This is a genomic window from Kitasatospora sp. NPDC051984, from assembly GCF_044593455.1.
In the GTDB taxonomy this organism is placed as follows: Bacteria; Actinomycetota; Actinomycetes; order Streptomycetales; family Streptomycetaceae; genus Kitasatospora.
In genome coordinates this window covers 1-20,123 of sequence record NZ_JBIUCB010000036.1, presented here as the reverse complement: position 1 = coordinate 20,123, position 20,123 = coordinate 1, and the positions used below count along the sequence as shown (strand labels likewise).

Genomic DNA, 20,123 nt, shown 5'->3' with positions numbered 1-20,123 from the left:
CCGGTCGGTGGGCCTCCGGGCTGCTTCCGGCGGCACAACAGACGCTATGAGCTGGGGTTCTGACGAACCATCCGGCTAGTCACCGACTTTTTCCTCCCCCTGTCCCCAGGAAGGAGTAGGGGGTTAACCCCACCCCCGGGGTCGGGGTCTCCTCCTTGAGGGCAGCCGGGCGTCCACCCTGAGGGGGAGCGATCTCCACCCCACGCACGAGGTGGGAGGGGGTGCGGGCGGGCGACGATAGTGCGGGGGCAGGTTCCGTGGCCGCCCCCAGGGGGCACACGCGAAACCCACTTGCCGGGCGGCAAGCAAGTTCCCGTAAACTGCCCGCTGTTACTTACCTGCCGACCGGCTAGGCCCTGTTGAGGGTTTCGCGCGCCGGTCCTGCCGCTGCCCGGTACCTGGTCTTTTTCGGCTGCGGTGAACCATGCCCAGGGGAGGCATTTCGATCATGTTCCACCGACTTGGACACTTCGTCGTCAAGCGGGCCTGGTGGGTGATCATCGCGTGGGTGATCGGCTCCATAGCCCTGATCGCCACCGCTCCGAAGATGAGCGCCTCGACCGACGAGTCGGAGTTCCTGCCGAAGCACTACGAGTCCATCCGGGCCGCGGTGGTCCAGCAGGACAAGTTCCCGGCCGAGTTCTCCCCGAGCGCACTGCTGCTGTTCGAACGCAAGGACGGCGCCGCGCTCACCGACGCCGACAAGGCCGACATGGCCAAGGTCGTCAAGGGGCTGACCGACAAGCACATCCCGCTGGTCGAGCAGATCATCCCCCCGATCGAGGGGAAGACATTCTCGCCCGATGGGCAGTACGCCATGGGCATGGTCTCCATCGACAAGACCAAGATGCAGACCGACGAGTTCACCGTCGCCGCCAAGGACCTGCGCGAAGAGGGCAGGGCGCTGGCCGGCGGCACCGCGCTGAAGTACCAGGTCGGCGGCCCGGCCGCGATGGGGCTGGACCAGAAGGAGTCCTCCAGCGCCACCGACGCGATCACCATGCTCGCCACCATCGTGCTGATCGTGGTCATCGTCGGCGTGATCTTCCGCGGCATCCTGGTCGGCTGGCTGCCGGTGCTGCTGTCGATCTTCCCGATGATCGCCGCCAGCGGCCTGATCGCCCTCGTCACCAAGGCGTTCGACCTGAAGTCCTCGCCGATCGCCTCGGCGATCGACATCGTGGTGATCCTCGGCGTCGGCACCGACTACTTCCTGTTCCTGATGTTCCGCTACCGCGAGCGCCTGCGGGCCGGTGACGACCGCAAGGCCGCCGTGGCCAACGGCGTCGGCCGGGTCGGCGAGGCGATCGCCTCCGCGGCCGGCGCGGTCACCGTCGCCTTCGCGGTGCTGCTGCTCTCCGAGCTCGGCATGTTCAAGTCGCTCGGCCCGGCGCTGGCGATCTCCGTCATCGTCACCGCGCTGGCCTCGCTCACCCTGACCCCCGCGCTGCTGGCCGTCACCTCCACCAAGGCGGTGTTCTGGCCCGGCCGCAAGTGGATGCAGGAGCCGGAGGGCGCCCGCTTCCACAAGCTCGGCAAGGTGGTCGGCCGTCGCCCCGGCCTGATCGCGCTGGTCTCCGGCGGCCTGCTGGTGATCCTGTCGCTGGCCGGCCTCGGCTACCAGGGCACCTTCGACATGGCGAAGAGCATGATGCCGAAGGACAAGGAGTCCATGCTCGTCATGGACACCCTCAGCAAGAAGGGCGGCGAGGGTGCGGCCGACCCCACGCACGTCTTCCTGACCACCAGCACCAAGGGCGGCGGCAAGCTCGACCCGGCCGGCCTGGACGGCTTCGGCGCGAAGCTCGGCCAGGTCCCCGGCGTCGCCGCCGTCCAGCCCGAGCCCAAGCTCAGCGAGGACGGCACCACCGCCGACTTCGTCGTGGTGCTCAAGGACTCCGCGGCCAGCAACGCGGCGATCGACAGCGTCACCAAGGTCCGCACGGCCGCCCACGCGGCCGCCCCCGCCGGCTCCGAGGCGCTGGTCAGCGGCACCTCGTCGGTGTACAAGGACATCAACCTGGCGATGGCGCACGACTACAAGCTGGTCTTCCCGGTGGCGGGCGTGCTGATCCTGCTGATCCTGGGCCTCCAGCTGCGCAGCGTGGTCGCGCCCTGGTACCTGATGGCCTCGGTCGGCCTCGGCTTCGCGGCCACGCTGGGTGCCACCACGGTGGCCTTCCTCAAGCTCGGCTCCGAGTCCGGCCTGATGTTCATGCTGCCGATCTTCATCTACCTGTTCGTGGTGGCGATCGGCACCGACTACAACATCCTGATCATCGCCCGGCTCCGCGAGGAGGCCCGCGAGGGCCGCAGCCCCCGCGAGGCGGCCAAGGAGGCGGTCCGGCACGCCGGTCCGACCGTCGCCGCGGCCGGCTTCATCCTGGCGGCGTCCTTCGCGACCTTCATGCTGGCGGGCAACGTGCTCTTCGCCGAACTGGGCTTCGCGCTGGCCATCGGCATCGTGCTGGCGGCCTTCGTGATGGCGATGTTCTTCACCCCGGCGATCACCGCGCTGCTCGGCAAGAAGGCCTGGTGGCCCGGTCACGGCGCGATGCCCGACCACGGCCCCGAGGCCGTCGCCGAGCGCGAGCCGCAGGTGGCCGGCCGGGCCTGACGGGCTCGGCGGCGGGTAGCGCCGGGCAGCCCTGCGGGGGTACCGACGGGTAGCCCCGAGTAGAAGGGGGCATGCGGTCCAACGGGACCGCATGCCCCCTTGGCGTCGCACTGAAACGCGGTGTGACCAGCGGAACTTTTGCCGCCGTTGGCGAGGGGGACCGTGCTATTGTCGAAGCAGTTGCAGTATTGGTTCCCATGAACGTGTGTGTGCGCCTGCTGGTTCCAACCACAGGCGCATTTGTTTTGTCCGGTGTTTAGTCTCCGGATGGGGATCGCGGCTACGTGGGGCTCACGAGGTGTGTGCCCCAACGCCCCAGTGAAAGTGGAGACGGTTATGGCTACCGGCACCGTGAAGTGGTTCAACAGCGAAAAGGGCTACGGCTTCATCGAGCAGGACGGCGGCGGCGCCGACGTGTTCGCTCACTACTCGAACATCCAGTCCACCGGCTTCCGTGAGCTCCTCGAGGGCCAGAAGGTCGAGTTCGACGTCACCCAGGGCCAGAAGGGCCCGCAGGCGGAGAACATCCGCCCCATCTGAGTCCCGGCCTACGCCGACTCAGTGTGACGCAGGCGAGGGCCCGTACCTCCAAGGTACGGGCCCTCGCCCATGCCGCCCGACGGCCGGGGCGGCGCCTTTCTTCTCCCTGACGGCCGACACACCCGCCGCCGTGCCTCCGCGCGCGCCGGCCGAAGGCCCTCAGGAAGAGGAACACGCATGCCCGAGCAGTCCCGTCCGCGCGCCGAGAAGGCCGCGGCGCAGTCCGTTTCGCGATCCGGTTCGAAGTCCGTTTCGCAGTCCGGTTCGCGTACCGACCAGCCCCGTGCCGACAAGCCGCGCACCCGTAGCGGGAAGCCGCGCACCGGCGCCGCGCGTGGCGGTGCTCCGCGTACCGAGCAGCCGCGCGGCGGCGAGCAGGCCCGTACCGAGCGTCCGCGCCGGCCGCGCCGGAGTGCCGCGCCGTCGGTCGCCGCGCCCGCCGAGGACTTCACGCACGTGCAGGGCACCCCGTCCCGCCCGGCGGCGGAGAGCTTCGCCGAGCTGAACCTCCCCTCCGGGCTGATGAAGGAACTGGGCGCGCAGGGCGTGACCGAGCCGTTCCCGATCCAGGCCGCCACCCTGCCGGACGCGCTGGCCGGACGTGACGTCCTCGGCCGCGGCCGCACCGGCTCCGGCAAGACCCTGGCGTTCGGCCTGCCGCTGCTGGTGCGCACCGCCGGGAAGCGGGCCGGCGCCCGCCACCCGCTGGCCCTGGTGCTGGTCCCCACCCGTGAGCTCGCCCAGCAGGTCACCGACGCGCTCGCCCCCTACGCCGGGGTGCTCGGCCTGCGGATCACCACCGTGGTCGGCGGCATGTCGATCACCCGCCAGGCCAACCAGGTCCGCCGCGGCACCGAGGTGCTGGTGGCCACCCCCGGCCGGCTGGACGACCTGATCCAGCGCGGCGACGTGCGCCTGGACGACGTGGCGATCACCGTCCTCGACGAGGCCGACCAGATGGCCGACATGGGCTTCCTGCCGCAGGTCGTCAAGCTCCTGGAGCAGGTCGCCGAGGGCGGGCAGCGGATGCTGTTCTCCGCCACCCTGGACCGCAACGTGGACCGGCTGGTCAACCGCTTCCTGACCGACCCCGTCACCCATTCGGTGGACCCGTCGGCCGGTGCCGTCACCACCATGGACCACCACCTGCTCCAGCTCGACCCCGCCGACAAGGCCGAGACCACCGCCCGGATCGCCGCCCGCGAGGGCCGCGTGATCATGTTCGTGCACACCAAGCACGGCGCGGACCGGCTCGCCAAGCAGCTGCGCGCCCACGGCGTGGTCGCCGCCGCGCTGCACGGCGGCAAGTCGCAGCCGCAGCGCAACCGGGTCCTCGACCAGTTCCGCGACGGCCAGGTCACCGCGCTGATCGCCACCAACGTCGCCGCCCGCGGCATCCACATCGACGGCCTCGACCTGGTCGTCAACGTCGACCCGCCGATCGACCACAAGGACTACCTGCACCGCGGCGGCCGCACCGCGCGGGCCGGCGAGTCCGGCACCGTGGTCACCCTGGTGCTGCCCGAGCAGCGCCGCGAGGTCAACCGCCTGATGAGCATCGCCGGCATCCGGCCCACTATCACCAAGGTCCGCCCCGAGGACGGCGAGCTCAAGCGCATCACCGGCGCGAGGATGCCGTCCGGCGTGGCGGTCATGCTTCCGGTTCCGGCGACGGCGGTGGCTGTTGCCGCTCCCGTCTCCGAGGGGACGGAGGGCCGTGGCCGCGGGCGTGGCGGGGCCAAGCCGGCGGACGGCGAGGCGCGACGCCGCCCCGCGAAGCGTTCCGGCGGCCTGCCCAAGGACGTCGACATGAGCGGCAACCCGCGCCGCCCCCGGCCCAAGCAGCGCCCCGGCGGCGGGACTTCGCAGATGGCGGCCGGGTTCATCGGCAAGTCGTCCGGGCGGGCGAAGCCGGGGTCCGGGACGAAGAGTGGCTCCAACTACGGGACGGGGCGGCAGCGGCGCAAGGCCGACTAGCGCTTCGCGGGACCGGGGAGAGCACCATCAGGGGCGCTGGGGGTACCCCCAGCGCCCCTGTTTTCGTGCCCATCCGCTCGCGCGAGTCTCCCCGCGCCCCTGATGGTGCTCTCTCAGGCCTTGGACATCTCGCGGACGGTCGCGACCAAGGGAGCCAGCTCGGGGCGCTGCTCCGCGGTGGTGAGGGCCTCGGCGAGGGCGGTGTCGTTGGTGGGGCGGGCCTGGGCGAGGAGGTCGAGGCCGGCCGGGGTGACGTTGGTGTAGATGCCGCGGCGGTCGGTGGGGCAGAGGTAGCGGGCGAGCAGGCCGCGGTCCTCGAGGCGGGTGACCAGGCGGGTGGTGGCGCTCTGGCTGAGCACGACCGCGTCGGCGAGCTGGTTCATCCGGAAGTGGCCGCCGTCGCCGTCGTGCTGCTCGCTCAGGACGTTCAGGACGGAGAACTCGCGGACGCTGAGCTCGTGTTCGGCCTGCAGGGCGCGTTCGACATGGGCCTCGATCCGGCCGTGCAGAGCGGTCAGGGCGCACCAGCCGTGGGCCAGGGCAGGATCAGGGCGGGTCATCGGACACGCTCCCTTCGGGGTCGCTTCACTCCGTACAAGCTTAGTCGAAATGTGCAAATTCCCGCGCCTGCAAGTATTCGGCGGGAGTCTGCGGGAGATGAGGAGACGTCGATGGAGCAGCACGTGCGGATGGACGCGCAGGAAGCGGCGCTGGACGCCCTGCTGGAGGCTCTCGGCGAGCCGGTGGGCGACACCTCGCAGGACGACCGGGTGGCGCGGCTCGACGCGCAGGCGCCGGGCTACGCGCAGTACCACCGGATCGGGCACAAGCGGCAGGCCGCGTACCGGCGGCTGAGCGCGGACCGGGCGGCCGCGCACCACTGCTATCCGCTGGTGCTGGCCGCGCTGCTGGCCGACGACGACCCGTCCTCGCCGCGCTGGCTGGCGCAGGTGCTGCTGACGGTGGGCGGTCGGCGGCGGCTGCAGGAGGAGCTGGTGGCGGCGGTGGAGGGCGGAGACCCGTTGCGGCAGGTGTGCGCGGTGGGTGCGTGGCGGTGGGCGGACGCCGGGGGCGGGCCGGTGGCGGAGCGGTTCCTGGCGGTCCGTCGGGAGGCGGCCGAGCGCTGCGTCGACCCGTGGGTGCGGGAGCGGTTGGCCGACTGAGCGTCAGCAGGGCGTGCAGGGGTACCACTTGGGGGCCGCGCCGTGTTAGCTTTTTTGCCAATTCATGGTCTGCGCATGGTGCCGCCTATGCCTTCGCCCATGCCATCGGACCTTGGCAACGGGGAAGAGGTACGCCGACATGGCGGGGGAGTTCACGGTCGATCCGGACGCGTTGCGCCGGTTCGCCCGCACCAGTACCGAACGGGCCGAGCGGCTGCGGGCGATCCGCGCCGAACTCGGCGGACACCAGCTGTCGCCGTCCGCCTTCGGGAAACTCCCGGAGTCCGACGAAACCGGCCGCGACTACGTGGAACGCTCCGAGGCGGCGATCGACAACGCCGGGGCCGCCTCCGACACCATGGACCGGATCGCCGAATACGCCGACGGCATGGCCGGCGCGTACGAACGCACCGACGAGGGCATCGGGCGCACCATGCAGGCGATCGCCGGAGGGCTGGGCGGATGAGCGGGCCGATCGCGGGCGCCGTCGACGCCTACACGAAGATCAACGACTGGATGACCCCGCTGGGCAGCCTGATCGACGAGATCATGCGCCCCATCGTGGAACCCCTCGCCGAGCCGCTGGAGTTCGTCACCGGCGACCCCGAAGGCCTGGAAGCCGCCGCCCAGTTGTGGCAGAAGCAGGCCGAGCAGTTGCGCGAGGTGATCGCCGACCAGCGCCGCGACCGGGCCGCCCTGGCCGGCGAATGGCAGGGCGAGGCGTCCGAGGCGTTCCAGCGTGAACTCGCCGAGTACGAGCAGGCGTTGGAGGACGAGGCGGAGGACATGGAGGGCACCGCCGAACTCCTCACCGAAGCCGCCGCCGAAGCCCGGATGGCACAGGACCTGGTCGAGACGATCATTCGCGAGCTGATCGAATGGGCGATCATCACGCTCGCCGCGTCGCTCGCCTTCAGCGTGATCACCGCCGGCATCTCGCTGGCCGCCGAAGCCGCCGCGGCTGCCGCCGAGGGCGCCATCGCCAGCGCCCGGATAGCCAACCTGGTGCGCAAACTCGCCAGCGCGCTGAAGAAGATCGCCGATGCGATGAAGGCACTCAAGGCCGTCTCCAAGCGCCCACACCTCAACCCGAAGAAGCCCTGGACCTGGAACAAGCCGCTCGACGTCGAGGCGTACCTGGCCAAGACGGGCGTCAAGATGATCGGCAAGGGCGGCCTGCACGGCATCGGCCTGACCGGCAACCCGGCCGGCGAAGCGCTCCAGCAGATCACCCAGAGCGGCGCCGGAATCGTCGCCGACGAGGCCGACGACCGGATCAGCGGCAACCGCGGCCCCAGCACCGGCCTCCGTCAACGCACCGGCATCGCGCAGCCCGCCCAGGCACCCGACCTCAGCCCCGAGGAGCGCCGCCGCCGCTTCGAGGACGCCTTCGGCTGAGCCACCCACCACATTCAGGAGGACCACCGTGCTCGACCGGGACCGCCAGTTCGCCACGCCGTTCCTCGCCGCCGGCGAGGAGCTGCTGGCCGCTGCCCCCGTCTCGCTGGCGCCCGGCATTCCGCGACCGCCCGAGGCACTGCTGACCCCGCGCCAACCGGGCGAACTGGAACAGAAGTTGGCCAAGCCGTTCACCCTGCTGCGGCGCGCATACGCGGTGGTCAACCCCGTCTCCGCCGGCGTCGGCGCCGTCGAGGACCGGATGATGGACGCCGTGCCGGACTCCGTCTGGCACGGCAAGGGCATGGCCGGCGACTGGCACACCACCGCCGGCCGCCTGGTCGTCCGCCTCCACGAGGACGGCGCGAACGGCAGCGCGCTGCTCGTCCTCACCGGCCGGCGGCTGCTGCTGCTCGCCGACCGCGCCAAGCTCTGGCAGCTCACCGAACAGCACGCCCTGCAGTTCGAACTCCCGCGCGACGAGATCGCCGGGGCTCAGCGCAACGCGAAGGGCGTCACGCAGCGGGGCCGCCTCGACGTGCACTTCCGCGACGGCTCGTGGGTCGGTGTCACGACGCCGCTGCCGTCGGTGGCGGACGAACTGGCTGCGGCGTTCGCGGCGGTCGGGGGCTGATGCCTCCGGTCGGAATTTCGTGGCGGGGAATGCTGTTCGGCCGGGCCCCGTGGCAGTGGCGACTTGGCCTCGCTGTGGTGAGACGTCAGGCGGTGCGGGCCGTTGAGGTGGTGGCGGTTGCGGCCTCGTGGTGGCGGGTGAGGACGAGGCGGGCGAGTTCGGGGGCCGCGCCGAGAGTGGCTGCGAGGTGGTCGGCCGGGGCTGCGGCGGTGGCGATGCGGTCCGGGAGGAGGCCCGGGGCGAGGAGGTACGGGGCGACGGCGGTGGTGTGGACGGTCGGGTTGGCGCGGAGGGTGGCGAGGGCGTCGGTGACCGTTGGGGTGGTGGCCGAGGCGTAGGCGGTGGTGACGGCGGCCCAGCCTCGGGTGCGTTGCCAAGTGGCGGCGACGGCGCGGGTGGTGGCGTTGGCGGCCGGGTCGGAGGAGCCGGCGGCGGCCAGGACGATTCCCGTACGGGCGCGGGCGGTGGGGTCCGTGACGTCGAGGCCGGACTCGGCGAGGCGGCGGTCGAGGGCGTCGAGGAGGAGCGGGGACGGGCCCAGGACGTCGGCGACCGGGATGGCGGAGCCGGCGGCGCGGAGGGCGGCCGGGATGTCGTGCTTGGCGTGGAAGGCGCGATTGAGGAGGAGGGGGACGGCGATCGCGTCGGTGAGGCGCGGGACGACCTGGGCGATGCGAGGGGCGCAGTGGTCCAGGTACGCGGTGGTGACGGGGAGTTCGGGGCGGAGGGCCCGGATCGCGTCGGCGAGAGCCTCGACGGTGGCGGCGTGGCGGGGGTCGCGGGAGCCGTGGGCCAGGAGGAGGAGGGGGCGGAGGGGTTCGGTGCGCGCCGGGCGCGGCTTGTTACCTTCCGATGTGCGTGCGACCTTGCCTCGCCGGCGGGCCGAGGCGGGGTAGGTCGATTGGCGCGGTGGTTCCTCACCTGCCCGGAGCGAGCGGTGGGTGGGGGTGGGCGCGGTGTCCGGCTGCGGCTCGTTGCCTTCCGCTGCGCGCAGTTCCCCGCGCCCCTGGCGGGGCGCGGGGTTGGGGTGAGGCAGGTCGCTGCGCTCCTGATGGGGCGCGGGGTTTCGGGGCGTCAGGTCGCTGTGCTCCTGGCGGGGCGCGAGGCTGCCGCCCGGCGGCAGGTTGTCGCCCGACTGACGGGACGCGGGAGTGCCGGTCGGGTCGCTGCGCTCCTGGCGGGGCGTAGGACGGGACAGATCGCCGCGCTCCTGTAGAGGTGCAAGGCCGTTGCCGGCCGTCAGGTCGCTGCGGTCCTGACGGGGTGCGAAGCTGCGGTCAGGCGCTGGCTCCTGGCGAGGCGCGGGGTTGCGATCGGGCGTCAGGTCGCTGCGCTCCTGGCGGCCAGGGTTGCGGAGAGCCATCGGTGTCAGCGGGTGGTGACGAGGAGGCCGCGGCTGCGGAGGACTCGGCGTTCGAGGGGGGAGAAGAAGAGGAGGTCGATGGCGACGCCGACGGTGAGGATGAGGAGGATGCCGAGGAGGACGCCGGACATGTTGGTGAACTCGCGCTGGTTCTCGAGGTAGCGGCCGAGGCCGAGGCCCAAGTCCGGTGAGGAGGCGATGAGTTCGGCGGCCATGAGGGAGCGCCAGGAGAAGGCCCAGCCCTGCTTGAGGCCGGCGAGGTAGCCGGGGAGGGCGGCGGGGAGCAGGATGTGCCGGGCGCCGGCCAGGCCGGTGGCGCCGAGGGTTTGGCCGGCGCGGAGGAAGAGCGGGGGGACCTGGTCGACGCCGGCGATGAGGCCGTTGGCGATGGAGGGGACGGCGCCGAGGAGGATGACGGCGTACATCGCGGAGTTGTTGATGCCGAGCCAGATGACGGCGGCGGGGACCCAGGCGACCGAGGGGAGGGACTGGAGGCCGGAGAGGACGGGGCCGAGTGCGGCGCGGACCGGCTTGACCTGGGCGACCAGGAGGCCGATGGGGGTGCCGATCAGGACGGAGAGCAGGAAGCCGGAGAGGCCGCGCCAGACGCTGGTCCAGATGATGGAGAACAGCGTTCCGGCGTACCAGAGTTCGGTGAGGGAGTCCCAGACGTCGGCGGGGCTGGGGAGCTTGTCGGGGGTGGTGAGGTGGAGGCTGTAGGCGAGCTGCCAGGCGGCGAGGACGAGGAGTACGCCGAGGACGGGCGGGAGGACCGACCGGCGCAGGACGACGGAGAGGGGCGCGCGAGTGGCGTGGACGGTTTCGAGTGCGTCGAGGCCGGCCTCGACACCCGCGGAGTCGTCGGCGGCGGGGAGGGTGTCAGTGCTGGACATGGCGGCGGATCTCCCCACGCAGTTCTTCGGTGATCTCGATGGACAGATCCGCGACCCCGGCGGATTCGATGCGGCGCGGCTGGGGCAGGTCGATGCGCCATTCGCGGGCGATCCGGCCGGGGCGGGAGGAGAGCAGGACGACGCGCTGGGCGAGGCGGACGGCTTCGCGGACGTTGTGGGTGACGAACAGGACGGCGAGCCGGCGTTCGGCCCAGATGCGGGTGATCTCGTTGTGCAGGACGTCCCGGGTGATGGCGTCGAGGGCGGCGAACGGCTCGTCCATCAGCAGGACTTGGGAGCCCTGGGCGAGGGAGCGGGCGAGGGCGACGCGCTGGCGCATGCCGCCGGAGAGTTCGTGGACGCGCTTCTTGTAGGAGCCGCCGAGGCGGACCAGGTCGAGCAGGCGTTCGGCCTCGGTCTGGCGCTCGGTCTTGGGGACGCCGGCCAGGCGGAGGGCGAGTTCGATGTTCTTGCCGGCGGTGAGCCAGGGGAAGAGCGCGTGGTCCTGGAACATCAGGGCGGGGCGGCCGCCGGGGACGTCGATAGTGCCGGAGGTGGGCCGGTCGAGGCCGGCGACCAGGTTGAGCAGGGTGGACTTGCCGCAGCCGGAGGCGCCGAGGAGGGTGACGAACTCGCCGGGGGCGACGGTCAGGTTGATGTCGTCCAGGACCGGGGCGGCGGTGCCGGGGCGGCCGAAGGTCTTGTGCACGTGCGAGATCCGGACGGCGAAGTCGCTGTCCGGGTGTTCTGCGCCGGGGGCGTCGGGCGAGGTGGTCAGTGCCGTGGTCACGGGCACCTCCTGCGGGTGTGGGCCGGGCAGGGCAGGGGCGGGGTGCGGTGGCCGGGGTCCGTCCCGCGCCCGCCCGGCGAGTGGGCATCGGGTGGGCGGGCGCGAGACGGACGCCGGGGCCTGGGAGGGCTTCCGGAGGGCTACTTGGCGCCGAGGCCGGCGTCGGCGACGGCGGGCTGCCCGGCCGCGGCGAGCACCTTGTTGAGCAAGGTCAGGTCGTAGATCCCGGCCAGGTTCGGCTTCTTGAGCAGGCCGGCGGTGACGGCGTGGTCGGCCTCGGCCTGCAGGGTGTTGGCCAGCGGGTCGTCGATGAAGTCGATGTCCTGCCAGGCCGGGTCGAGGACCGCGGCGTCCAGCGCGTTGCCGGCGTCGGCCTTGATCTGCTCGTTGGCGACGGCCTTGGCCTGGTCGGAGTTGGCCTTGATCCAGGCGTTGGTCTTCACCGAGCCGCGCAGGACGGCCTGCACCACGTCGGGGTGTTCGGTGAGGAACTTCTGCGACACGATGATGTTGGTGATGACGAACTTCTTGTCCGGCCAGACGTCCTTCTCGTTGAGCAGGACCTTCGCGCCAAGGGTGACCAGCTTGGAGGCGGTCGGCTCGGGGACCCAGGCGCCGTCGATGGAGCCGGACTTGTAGGCGTCGGGGGTGACCTTGTTGTCGCTGCGGATCACCTTGACGTCGCCGTCGCCGGTGTTGGCGTCGACCTTCCAGCCCTTGCCCGCAAGGTAGTTGAGCAGGGCGACGTCCTGGGTGTTGCCGAGCTGCGGGGTGGCGATCCGCTTGCCCTTGAGCTCGTCCACCGAGGTGATCTTCGCCGGGTTGACCACCAGCTTGACGCCGCCGGAGGCCGAACCGCCCACGATCTTCAGGGACTTGCCGCCGGACTGGGTGTAGCCGTTGATCGACGGGGAGGGGCCGATCCAGCCGATGTCGATGGACCCGGCGTTCAGCGCCTCGATCTCGGCGGGGCCGGCGTTGAAGACCTGGGTCTTGATCCGGGTGCCGCCGAGTTCCTGCTGGAGGATGCCCTGCTTGAGGCCGACCAGCGCGGTGCCGTGGGTGAGGTTGGCGAAGTAGCCGATCTTCACGGTGTCGGCGGACAGCTTCGCGCCGGACGCGGCGGGGGCGGCCGAGGCCTTGTCGTCGCTCTTGGAGCCGTAGCCGCAGGCGGTGAGCAGGCCGGCCGCGGTGAGGGCGGCGACGGTCGCGACGGCGGTGCGTCTGATCCGGCCGGCGGTGGGGCGGGCCTGGGTATGGGTGGGCAGGGAGCTGGGTGCCATGAGAGGTGTCCCGTTCGTGGAGAAGGAAGATGGTCGTGCCTGACCGGGGCCGGGCCGCCCCCGCCGTACCTGCTGTGGGAAGGTGCGGCGGCTGCGGGCCCGTGACAGGGGATCAGCGCCCCTGTCAGCCCTCACATCGCGTCAGGCCGCCCTGGCCGCTGCCGAGGACGCCGCTGCCGATGCGGCCGCCTTCCTTGTCCATGCCCGAGAACGCCTCGCTGGGCATCAGACCCAGTCCTCCTCAGTGGAAGCGTCGATGGTGCTGACGGGGGTGGTGTCGAACGCCTCGCCCGCCATGCCGGCGGTGAGCGTGGTGCCGTCGGCCGGGTCGATCAGGATGAACGAGCCGGTCCGCCGGTTGTCGCGGTACGGGTCGAGGGCCAGCGGCTCGGCGGTGCGCAGCACCACGTGGCCGATGTCGTTGACGTTCAACCCCTCGGCGCCGGAACGCTGTTCGAGAGTGTCGATGTCGATGCGGTAGCTGATCTCCTTGACGAGCGCGCGCACGGTGCGGGTGGTGTGCTTGAGCAGCACCTTCGCGCCGACGTGCAGCGGGCGCTCGTTCAGGTGGCAGACCGTCGCCTCGATGTCCTTGCTGGGCAGGGCGGTTGACCCGGACGCGATCAGGTCGCCGCGGGAGATGTCGAGGTCGTCGGCGAGGCGGACCGTCACCGACTGCGGGGCCCAGGCGAGTTCGGTCTCGACGCCGAGCGCGTCGATCGCCGCGACGGTGGTGGTGTGGCCCGAGGGCAGCACCGTCACCGGGTCGCCGACCCGCAGCACGCCGGAGGCCAACTGCCCGGCGTAGCCCCGGTAGTCGTGGTGCTCCTGGCTCTGCGGCCGGATCACGTACTGGACCGGGAACCGGGCCGGCTCGGTGCTCGGGTCGGAGCCGACCGGGACGGTCTCCAGGTGCTCCAGCAGGGTCGGGCCGCCGTACCAGTCCATGTGCCCGGACGGCTCGACCACGTTGTCACCGGCGAGCGCCGAGATCGGCACCGCGACGACGTCCTTGACCCCGAGCGAGGCGGCGTAGGAGGTGAACTCCTCGGCGATCCGCGCGAAGACCGGCTCCGCGTAGCCGACCAGGTCCATCTTGTTGACGGCCAGCACGACGTGCGGGACGCGCAGCAGCGCGGCGACCGCGGCGTGCCGGCGGGTCTGCTCAACGACGCCGTTTCGGGCGTCGACCAGGACGACGGCGAGTTCGGCGGTGGACGCGCCGGTCACCATGTTGCGGGTGTACTGCACGTGGCCGGGGGTGTCGGCGAGGATGAACCGGCGCCGGGCGGTGGCGAAGTAGCGGTACGCCACGTCGATGGTGATGCCCTGCTCGCGCTCGGCGCGCAGGCCGTCGGTGAGCAGCGCCAGGTCGGGCGCGTCCTGGCCGCGGCGGCGGGAGGCGTGCTCGACGGCCTCCAGCTGGTCGGCCAGCACCGACTTGGAGTCGTGCAGCAGCCGGCCCACCAGGGTGGACTTGCCGTCGTCGACGGACCCGGCGGTGGCGAAGCGCAGGAGGGAGGTTGAGGTGTCGATGGTCACGGTTAGAAGTACCCCTCGCGCTTGCGGTCTTCCATGGCGGCCTCGGACAGCTTGTCGTCGGCCCGCGTGGCGCCGCGCTCGGTGAGGCGGCTGGCGGCGATCTCGGCGATCACGGCCTCGATGGTGTCGGCGTCGGAGTCGACCGCGCCGGTGCAGGACATGTCGCCGACCGTGCGGTAGCGGACGAGACGGGTCTCGGTGCTCTCGCTCTCCTTCGGGCCGCCCCACTCGCCGGCGGTCAGCCACATGCCGTCGCGCTTGAACACCTCGCGGTGGTGGGCGTAGTAGATCTCGGGGAGGGCGATGCCCTCGCGCTCGATGTACTGCCACACGTCCAGCTCGGTCCAGTTGGACAGCGGGAAGACCCGGACGTGCTCGCCGACCGCGTGCCGGCCGTTGTACAGCGACCACAGCTCGGGGCGCTGGCGGCGCGGGTCCCAGGCGCCGAACTCGTCGCGCAGCGAGAACACCCGCTCCTTGGCGCGGGCCTTCTCCTCGTCGCGGCGGCCGCCGCCGAAGACCGCGTCGAACTTGTTCGACTCGATGGCGTCCAGCAGCGGCACGGTCTGCAGCGGGTTGCGGGTGCCGTCGGGGCGCTCGCGCAGCCGGCCGTCGTCGATGAAGTCCTGGACGGAGGCCACGTGCAGGCGCAGGTTGTGCTGCGCCACGGTGCGGTCGCGGTACTCGAGGACCTCGGGGAAGTTGTGGCCGGTGTCCACGTGCAGCAGCGCGAACGGCACCGGGGCGGGCGCGAACGCCTTCAGCGCCAGGTGCAGCATGACGATGGAGTCCTTGCCGCCGGAGAACAGGATCACCGGCCGCTCGAACTCGCCCGCCACCTCGCGGAAGATGTGCACCGACTCGGCCTCCAGCGCGTCCAGGTGGGACAGCGCGAAGGGGGTGTCGTCGGTACGGACCGGGCTGTCGGTCACAGTGGTCACGCGAGGCCCCTCTCGGTCAGGAAGGCGTGCAGTTCGTCGGCGGACTCGGCCACCGTCCGGCCCTGCGTCTGGAGGCGCAACTCCGGCTTCCCGGGCGCCTCGTACGGGTCGTCGACGCCGGTCAGACCGGAGATCTCGCCGGCGGCCTGCTTGGCGTACAGGCCCTTCACGTCCCGCTCCGAGCACAGCTCGACCGGGGTGGCGACGTGGATCTCCAGGAACTCGGTGCCGTTCGCGGCGTGCCGCTCGCGCACCGCGGCGCGGGAGTCCGCGAACGGGGCGATCACCGGGGCGAGCACCTTGACGCCGTTGGCGGCGAGTTTCTCGGCGACGAAGCCGATCCGGGTGACGTTGGTGTGCCGGTCCTCGCGGGAGAAGCCGAGGCCCTTGGAGAGGAACTCGCGGATCTCGTCACCGTCCAGCACCTCGACCCGGTGGCCCTCGGCGCGAAGCCGCTCGGCCAGCGCGAACGCCAGCGTGGTCTTGCCGGCGCTGGGCAGCCCGGTCAGCCACACGGTGGCGCCGCGCTCGCGGCCCGCTGCCGGGGTGTCGGCGGTGGTCACGGTGGTTACTCCTGACAGTCGGTGACGGTGGATCAAGTGGTGCTCAGAGGTGGATGCCGCACTCGGTCTTGCCGGAGCCCGCCCAGCGGCCGACCCGGCCCTGCTCGCCCTCGCCGGGCTTGGCGGTGCAGGACAGCGGCGAGCAGCCGATCGAGGTGTAGCCCTCCCACAGCAGCGGGTTCAGTAGTACCCCGTTGGCCTGCACGTAGGCGTCCACGTCGTCCTGCGTCCAGCGGGCGATCGGGGCGAGCTTCACCTTGCGGCGCTTGGCGTCCCAGGCCACCACCGGGGTGTTGGCGCGGGACGGCGACTCGTCGCGGCGCAGTCCCGTCGCCCAGGCGTCGTACCCGCCCAGGCCGCGGTTCAGCGGCTCGACCTTGCGCAGCGAGCAGCACAGGTCCGGGTCGCGGTCGTGCAACTGCGGCCCGTACTGGGCGTCCTGCTCGGCCACGGTGAGCTTCGGGGTCAGCGTGATCACGTTGACCGGCATGGTCGCGGCGACCGCGTCCCGGGTGCCGATGGTCTCCGCGAAGTGGTAGCCGGTGTCCAGGAACACCACGTCCACGCCGGGCAGCGCGGTGGACGCCAGGTGGGCGACCACCGCGTCCTCCATCGAGGAGGTGACGCAGAACCGCTTGCCGAAGGTGTCGGCCGCCCACCGCAGGATCTCCTGCGCGGAGGCCTCCTCCAGCTCCCGGCCGGCCTTGACGGCCATCGCTTCGTAGTCAGTCGCGGTCGTCATTCCCGGTCCCCCCCCCCCCGTCGGAAGTCGACAACAGCCCGAGGAACTTCAGCTGGAACCCCCGGCGGCAGGCCCGGCACTCCCAGGTGCCGTGGCCGCTCTCGGACGGGCGCAGGTCCTCGTCCCCGCAGTACGGGCAGTAGAAAGGTGCGGCGCGCTCGCTCACGACAGCTGCTCCTCGCTCGCCCGCACCGCCCACTGGGCGAAGCGCTCGCCGTCCTGACGGTCCGCCTGGTAGCGGGTCAGCAGGCGCTCGACGTAGTCGGGCAGTTCGGCGCTGGTGACCTTCAGGCCGCGGATCTTGCGGCCGAACGCGGCGTTCTCGAAGCCGAGCGAGCCGCCCAGGTGGATCTGGAAGCCCTCGACCTGCCGGCCGTTCTCGTCGGTGACCAGCTGGCCCTTGAGGCCGATGTCGGCGGTCTGGATGCGGGCGCAGGCGTTCGGGCAGCCGTTGATGTTGATGCTCAGCGGCTCGTCGAACTCCGGCAGGCGGCGCTCCAGTTCGTCGATCAGGGTGCGGCCGCGGTCCTTGGTGTCGACGATCGCGAGCTTGCAGTACTCGATGCCGGTGCAGGCCAGCGTGCCGCGCCGGAAGGTGGACGGGGTGACCCGCAGGTCGAGCGCCTCCAGGCCGGCCACCAGCGAGTCGATCTGCTCCTGCTCGACGTCCAGTACGAGCAGCTTCTGCTCGACGGTGGTGGCCAGCCGGCCCGAGCCGTGCTCGGCGGCCAGGTCGGCGACCTGCTGGAGCAGCTTGCCGTTCAGCCGGCCGACCTTCGGCGCGAAGCCGACGTAGAAGCGGCCGTCGTTCTGCGGGTGGACGCCCACGTGGTCGCGCCAGCGTCCGGCGGGCTGCTCCGGGCCCGGGCCGTCCGTCAACTCCCGCTTCAGGTACTCGTCCTGGAGGATCTGCCGGAACTTGGCCGGGCCCCAGTCGGCGACCAGGAACTTCAGCCGGGCCCGGTTGCGCAGGCGGCGGTAGCCGTAGTCGCGGAAGATGCCGACCACGCCGGCCCACACGTCCGGGACGTCCGCCAGCGGCACCCAGGCGCCGAGCCGGACGCCCAGCTTCGGGTTGGTGGACAGGCCGCCGCCGACCCACAGGTCGAAGCCCGGGCCGTGCTCGGGGTGGACCACGCCGACGAACGCGATGTCGTTGATCTCGTGGACCACGTCCAGCAGCGGGGAGCCGGAGATCGCGGTCTTGAACTTGCGCGGCAGGTTGGAGTACTCGGGGTTGCCGATGTACCTGCGGTTGATCTCGTCGATCGCCCAGCTGCCGTCGATGATCTCGTCGGCGGCGAGGCCCGCCACCGGCGAGCCGATCACCACGCGCGGGCAGTCGCCGCAGGCCTCGGTGGTGGACAGGCCGACCGACTCCAGCTTCTCCCAGATCGCCGGGACGTCCTCGATCCGCACCCAGTGGAACTGGACGTTCTGGCGGTCCGTCACATCGGCGGTGCCGCGCGCGTACTGCTCGGACGCCTCGCCGATGGCGCGCAGTTGAGGGACGGTCAGCTGGCCGCCGTCGATCCGCACCCGGAGCATGAAGTACTCGTCCTCGAGCTCGTGCGGCTCCAGGATCGCGGTGCGGCCGCCGTCGATGCCCTGGCGGCGCTGGGTGTACAGGCCCCACCAGCGCATCCGGCCGCGCAGGTCGGCCGGGTCGATCGAGTGGAAGCCGCCCTTGGAGTAGATCGTCTCAATGCGTGTCCGCACATTGAGACCGTCGTCGTCCTTCTTCATCTGCTCGTTGGCGTTGAGCGGGGTGTGGTGCCCCATCGCCCACTGGCCCTCGCCGCGGTGGCGGGTCACCTTGCGGGCGGCGGGGCGGGCCGCGACGGCGGCGCCGGCCTGGGGCTCGTCCGGCGCTTCCGGCTCGGGAGTGCGGGCCATGGTGTCAGTCCTTTGAGCGGCTTGGCAGGTGCGGGGGGTGCTGGCCGATTCCCGGGCGTGCCCCGCTCCCACCTGCGGAATTCAGCAGGCGGCGGGAGGGGTGACGCTGGGCCGGGTGTCGAGGGTGCGCGCATCCGCGACGGCGGGGATGGGCGGGCAGGGCGCCGGTGCGGGGCGGCGTGCGAGTGGGGCTCAGGTCACCGGACAGATGGCGCTGGACACGCGAAGGAGGTCGACGTGGAGTCGGCCAACTAGGGTGGTTCCGGCGCTAGACATGGCAAGAGATTCGCACGGCTGGCGACTCGCGGTCCACTAACGTCCGAATCCTGGACCTGAACGTTCCGCATTCCGGGACAGTCGGCCGGCCCGGGCCGTTCCGCGCCCTGTGGTCCGTCGGTTCCCGGCAGTGGCGCATCGGTCGGCGAGTGCGGGCCGATACCGTAGGGACGTGCAAGCAGCAGGCAGTACTCCGCATCCGCCCGGGGGGGCCGGTCCGACCGCCGACCGGCAGCCCCGTCGTCGCGGCGGCCGCCGCCGGGCCGTAAAGCGAACCACCTGGTACCGCACCCTGTGGGCGCTGGTGAAGGACACCACCAACACCTGCGTCGAGTACCGCGTCACCGGACTCGCGGCGGAGGCGGCGTTCTTCACGCTCCTCTCCATCCCGCCCCTGCTGCTCTGCCTGGCCGGCACCCTCGGCTACCTCGACGACATCCTCGGCGCCGGCACCATCGTGCGGCTCAAGGCGGACGTCATCTCAGCAGCTGGGACGGTGCTCTCACCGGGCTCCATCGACCAGATCGTCCAACCCCTGCTCGACGACGTCTTCGGCAGCGCCCGGCCGGACCTGATCTCGATCGGCTTCCTGCTCTCGCTCTGGTCCGGCTCCCGCGCCCTCTACATCTTCATCGACACCATCACCGTGATGTACGGCCTCGACGGCAAACGCGGCCTGGTCAAGACCCGGCTGATGTCGCTCGGCCTCTACCTCGGCGCGCTGGTGATCGGCTCCCTGGTGCTGCCACTGCTGGTCACCGGGCCCGGGCTGCTGATCAACACCTTCCAGAGCTGGGCCGGAGTGATCACCTCGCTCTACTGGCCCGCCGCGATCATGCTGCTGATCGTCTTCCTCACCACCCTCTACCATGTGGCCGTCCCCGTCAGCACGCCCTGGCGCGAGGACATCCCCGGCGCGCTCGTCGCCCTCCTCGTCCTGGTGGTGTGCAGCGTCGCCCTGCGGCTCTACCTGGTCAGCTCCGTCGAAGGCCACTCGGTGTACGGGCAGCTCGCCGCCCCCGTCGCCGTACTGCTGTGGATCTTCGTGGTGGCGCTCGCCGTCCTGATCGGCGCCGCGATGAACGCCGCCATAGACCGCCGCTGGCCCGCCGTCGAAACCGCCGACGCCCGCGCCGAGGTCGAACGCCTCACCGAGGACGCCGCCGTCCAGCGCGGCCGCGAGGCCGCCACCCGCCGCGCCGCCGAACGCGCCGAACGCACCCGCCAGTTCGGCCTCGCCGAAGGCCACGACGAGGACCTCTTCGACGAGGACGACGACGAGCCGGTGCCGAGCGAGTACCCCGAACGCTGGGCGAGCTTCCTCCCGCACGACGACGTCAAACGCCGGCTCGGCCGGGTGCGGCGGCGCAAGTAGCTCCTTCGGTTTTGGTCGAGCCCCGCCCCGCGTCGTGGTGGTTTCTAGGGGTCGTTGCAACACGTGGTCGGTTGTTTAGGCTGCGATGAGTTTATGCAGGCGCTCGGCTGGGGTTTCCCAGCCGAGCGTT

General features: G+C 71.5%; 20 protein-coding genes. 8 read left to right on the top strand and 12 right to left on the bottom strand.

The genetic code is table 11. The features are described from left to right. Positions 1–448 precede the first annotated feature (448 nt). From ACIHEI_RS34920 to ACIHEI_RS34910, 3 genes are all read left to right on the top strand, one after another. The gene (locus ACIHEI_RS34920) at positions 449–2,617 is read left to right on the top strand and encodes an MMPL family transporter (RefSeq protein WP_396609580.1); all 2,169 of its coding nucleotides are present in this window, start codon (positions 449–451) and stop codon (positions 2,615–2,617) included. Between the two features lie 336 nt (positions 2,618–2,953). Further along, a complete protein-coding gene (locus ACIHEI_RS34915) occupies positions 2,954–3,157 on the top strand; it encodes a cold-shock protein (protein ID WP_376047050.1) in 204 nt (67 codons plus the stop codon). Positions 3,158–3,334: 177 nt separating this feature from the next. Beyond that, positions 3,335–5,134 carry a DEAD/DEAH box helicase gene (locus tag ACIHEI_RS34910; protein ID WP_396609579.1) on the top strand — a complete coding sequence of 600 codons (1,800 nt, stop codon included), beginning with the start codon at positions 3,335–3,337 and terminating at the stop codon, positions 5,132–5,134. 113 nt (positions 5,135–5,247) lie between these two features. Here ACIHEI_RS34910 and ACIHEI_RS34905 read toward each other — a convergent pair whose 3' ends face one another. Continuing rightward, on the bottom strand, positions 5,248–5,694 hold the full coding sequence (locus ACIHEI_RS34905; protein WP_387645699.1) for a MarR family winged helix-turn-helix transcriptional regulator: 447 nt from the start codon (positions 5,692–5,694) through the stop codon (positions 5,248–5,250). A 111-nt stretch (positions 5,695–5,805) separates the two neighbouring features. Between ACIHEI_RS34905 and ACIHEI_RS34900 the strand changes: the two genes are divergently transcribed. From ACIHEI_RS34900 to ACIHEI_RS34885, 4 genes are all read left to right on the top strand, one after another. Then, positions 5,806–6,297, top strand: a complete 492-nt coding sequence (locus ACIHEI_RS34900; RefSeq protein WP_396609578.1) for a hypothetical protein — start codon at positions 5,806–5,808, stop codon at positions 6,295–6,297. Positions 6,298–6,436: 139 nt separating this feature from the next. Continuing rightward, on the top strand, positions 6,437–6,763 hold the full coding sequence (locus ACIHEI_RS34895) for a type VII secretion target (RefSeq protein WP_392948493.1): 327 nt from the start codon (positions 6,437–6,439) through the stop codon (positions 6,761–6,763). Beyond that, positions 6,760–7,695: a WXG100 family type VII secretion target gene (locus ACIHEI_RS34890; RefSeq protein WP_392948490.1), complete on the top strand. Its 936-nt coding sequence runs from the start codon at positions 6,760–6,762 to the stop codon at positions 7,693–7,695. The genes ACIHEI_RS34895 and ACIHEI_RS34890 overlap by 4 nt, the downstream gene beginning before the upstream one ends. A 28-nt stretch (positions 7,696–7,723) precedes the next feature. Beyond that, entirely contained in the window at positions 7,724–8,329 is a 606-nt protein-coding gene (locus tag ACIHEI_RS34885; RefSeq protein WP_396609577.1) for a hypothetical protein, read from the top strand. Positions 8,330–8,414: 85 nt separating this feature from the next. On the opposite strand, the gene ACIHEI_RS34880 is transcribed toward ACIHEI_RS34885, so the two are convergent. The 11 genes from ACIHEI_RS34880 to ACIHEI_RS34830 all read right to left on the bottom strand — a co-directional run bounded on the left by ACIHEI_RS34880 (position 8,415) and on the right by ACIHEI_RS34830 (position 18,618). Then, positions 8,415–9,125: a sirohydrochlorin chelatase gene (locus ACIHEI_RS34880; protein ID WP_396609595.1), complete on the bottom strand. Its 711-nt coding sequence runs from the start codon at positions 9,123–9,125 to the stop codon at positions 8,415–8,417. A 572-nt stretch (positions 9,126–9,697) separates the two neighbouring features. Beyond that, the gene (locus ACIHEI_RS34875) at positions 9,698–10,585 is read right to left on the bottom strand and encodes an ABC transporter permease (protein WP_387645686.1); all 888 of its coding nucleotides are present in this window, start codon (positions 10,583–10,585) and stop codon (positions 9,698–9,700) included. Further along, positions 10,572–11,375: an ABC transporter ATP-binding protein gene (locus ACIHEI_RS34870; RefSeq protein ID WP_387645683.1), complete on the bottom strand. Its 804-nt coding sequence runs from the start codon at positions 11,373–11,375 to the stop codon at positions 10,572–10,574. The genes ACIHEI_RS34875 and ACIHEI_RS34870 overlap by 14 nt, the downstream gene beginning before the upstream one ends. Before the next feature lie 140 nt (positions 11,376–11,515). Beyond that, the gene (locus ACIHEI_RS34865; RefSeq protein ID WP_396609576.1) at positions 11,516–12,658 is read right to left on the bottom strand and encodes an aliphatic sulfonate ABC transporter substrate-binding protein; all 1,143 of its coding nucleotides are present in this window, start codon (positions 12,656–12,658) and stop codon (positions 11,516–11,518) included. Between the two features lie 225 nt (positions 12,659–12,883). Next, on the bottom strand, positions 12,884–14,200 hold the full coding sequence (locus tag ACIHEI_RS34860) for a sulfate adenylyltransferase subunit 1 (protein WP_396609575.1): 1,317 nt from the start codon (positions 14,198–14,200) through the stop codon (positions 12,884–12,886). Positions 14,201–14,202: 2 nt separating this feature from the next. After that, positions 14,203–15,132 (bottom strand): sulfate adenylyltransferase subunit CysD, encoded by a 930-nt coding sequence (gene cysD / locus ACIHEI_RS34855; RefSeq protein ID WP_387645980.1) that lies wholly within the window; start codon positions 15,130–15,132, stop codon positions 14,203–14,205. A 5-nt stretch (positions 15,133–15,137) separates the two neighbouring features. Then, positions 15,138–15,704: an adenylyl-sulfate kinase gene (cysC, locus tag ACIHEI_RS34850; RefSeq protein WP_387645678.1), complete on the bottom strand. Its 567-nt coding sequence runs from the start codon at positions 15,702–15,704 to the stop codon at positions 15,138–15,140. Positions 15,705–15,747: 43 nt separating this feature from the next. Continuing rightward, positions 15,748–16,446, bottom strand: coding sequence for a phosphoadenylyl-sulfate reductase (locus ACIHEI_RS34845; protein ID WP_396609574.1), 699 nt, complete (start codon positions 16,444–16,446; stop codon positions 15,748–15,750). Then, positions 16,430–16,612, bottom strand: coding sequence for a hypothetical protein (locus tag ACIHEI_RS34840; RefSeq protein ID WP_396609573.1), 183 nt, complete (start codon positions 16,610–16,612; stop codon positions 16,430–16,432). The genes ACIHEI_RS34845 and ACIHEI_RS34840 overlap by 17 nt, the downstream gene beginning before the upstream one ends. Then, complete coding sequence (locus ACIHEI_RS34835; RefSeq protein WP_396609572.1) at positions 16,609–18,342, bottom strand: nitrite/sulfite reductase; 1,734 nt, start codon at positions 18,340–18,342, stop codon at positions 16,609–16,611. The genes ACIHEI_RS34840 and ACIHEI_RS34835 overlap by 4 nt, the downstream gene beginning before the upstream one ends. Before the next feature lie 192 nt (positions 18,343–18,534). Further along, positions 18,535–18,618, bottom strand: a complete 84-nt coding sequence (locus ACIHEI_RS34830) for a putative leader peptide (protein ID WP_318264789.1) — start codon at positions 18,616–18,618, stop codon at positions 18,535–18,537. 304 nt (positions 18,619–18,922) lie between these two features. Between ACIHEI_RS34830 and ACIHEI_RS34825 the strand changes: the two genes are divergently transcribed. After that, positions 18,923–19,993 carry a YihY/virulence factor BrkB family protein gene (locus tag ACIHEI_RS34825; protein WP_396609571.1) on the top strand — a complete coding sequence of 357 codons (1,071 nt, stop codon included), beginning with the start codon at positions 18,923–18,925 and terminating at the stop codon, positions 19,991–19,993. The last annotated feature ends 130 nt before the right edge of the window (positions 19,994–20,123 follow it).

Excerpts from the sequence above, each read along its gene's own strand:
- ACIHEI_RS34845 (WP_396609574.1), bottom strand. The coding sequence starts at position 16,446 with ATGACGACCGCGACTGACTACGAAGCGATGGCCGTCAAGGCCGGCCGG.
- ACIHEI_RS34905 (WP_387645699.1), bottom strand. The coding sequence starts at position 5,694 with ATGACCCGCCCTGATCCTGCCCTGGCCCACGGCTGGTGCGCCCTGACC.
- ACIHEI_RS34900 (WP_396609578.1), top strand. The coding sequence starts at position 5,806 with ATGGAGCAGCACGTGCGGATGGACGCGCAGGAAGCGGCGCTGGACGCC.
- ACIHEI_RS34915 (WP_376047050.1), top strand. The coding sequence starts at position 2,954 with ATGGCTACCGGCACCGTGAAGTGGTTCAACAGCGAAAAGGGCTACGGC.
- ACIHEI_RS34890 (WP_392948490.1), top strand. The coding sequence starts at position 6,760 with ATGAGCGGGCCGATCGCGGGCGCCGTCGACGCCTACACGAAGATCAAC.
- ACIHEI_RS34910 (WP_396609579.1), top strand. The coding sequence starts at position 3,335 with ATGCCCGAGCAGTCCCGTCCGCGCGCCGAGAAGGCCGCGGCGCAGTCC.
- ACIHEI_RS34920 (WP_396609580.1), top strand. The coding sequence starts at position 449 with ATGTTCCACCGACTTGGACACTTCGTCGTCAAGCGGGCCTGGTGGGTG.
- ACIHEI_RS34895 (WP_392948493.1), top strand. The coding sequence starts at position 6,437 with ATGGCGGGGGAGTTCACGGTCGATCCGGACGCGTTGCGCCGGTTCGCC.
- ACIHEI_RS34830 (WP_318264789.1), bottom strand. The coding sequence starts at position 18,618 with ATGTCTAGCGCCGGAACCACCCTAGTTGGCCGACTCCACGTCGACCTC.
- ACIHEI_RS34835 (WP_396609572.1), bottom strand. The coding sequence starts at position 18,342 with ATGGCCCGCACTCCCGAGCCGGAAGCGCCGGACGAGCCCCAGGCCGGC.
- ACIHEI_RS34875 (WP_387645686.1), bottom strand. The coding sequence starts at position 10,585 with ATGTCCAGCACTGACACCCTCCCCGCCGCCGACGACTCCGCGGGTGTC.
- ACIHEI_RS34865 (WP_396609576.1), bottom strand. The coding sequence starts at position 12,658 with ATGGCACCCAGCTCCCTGCCCACCCATACCCAGGCCCGCCCCACCGCC.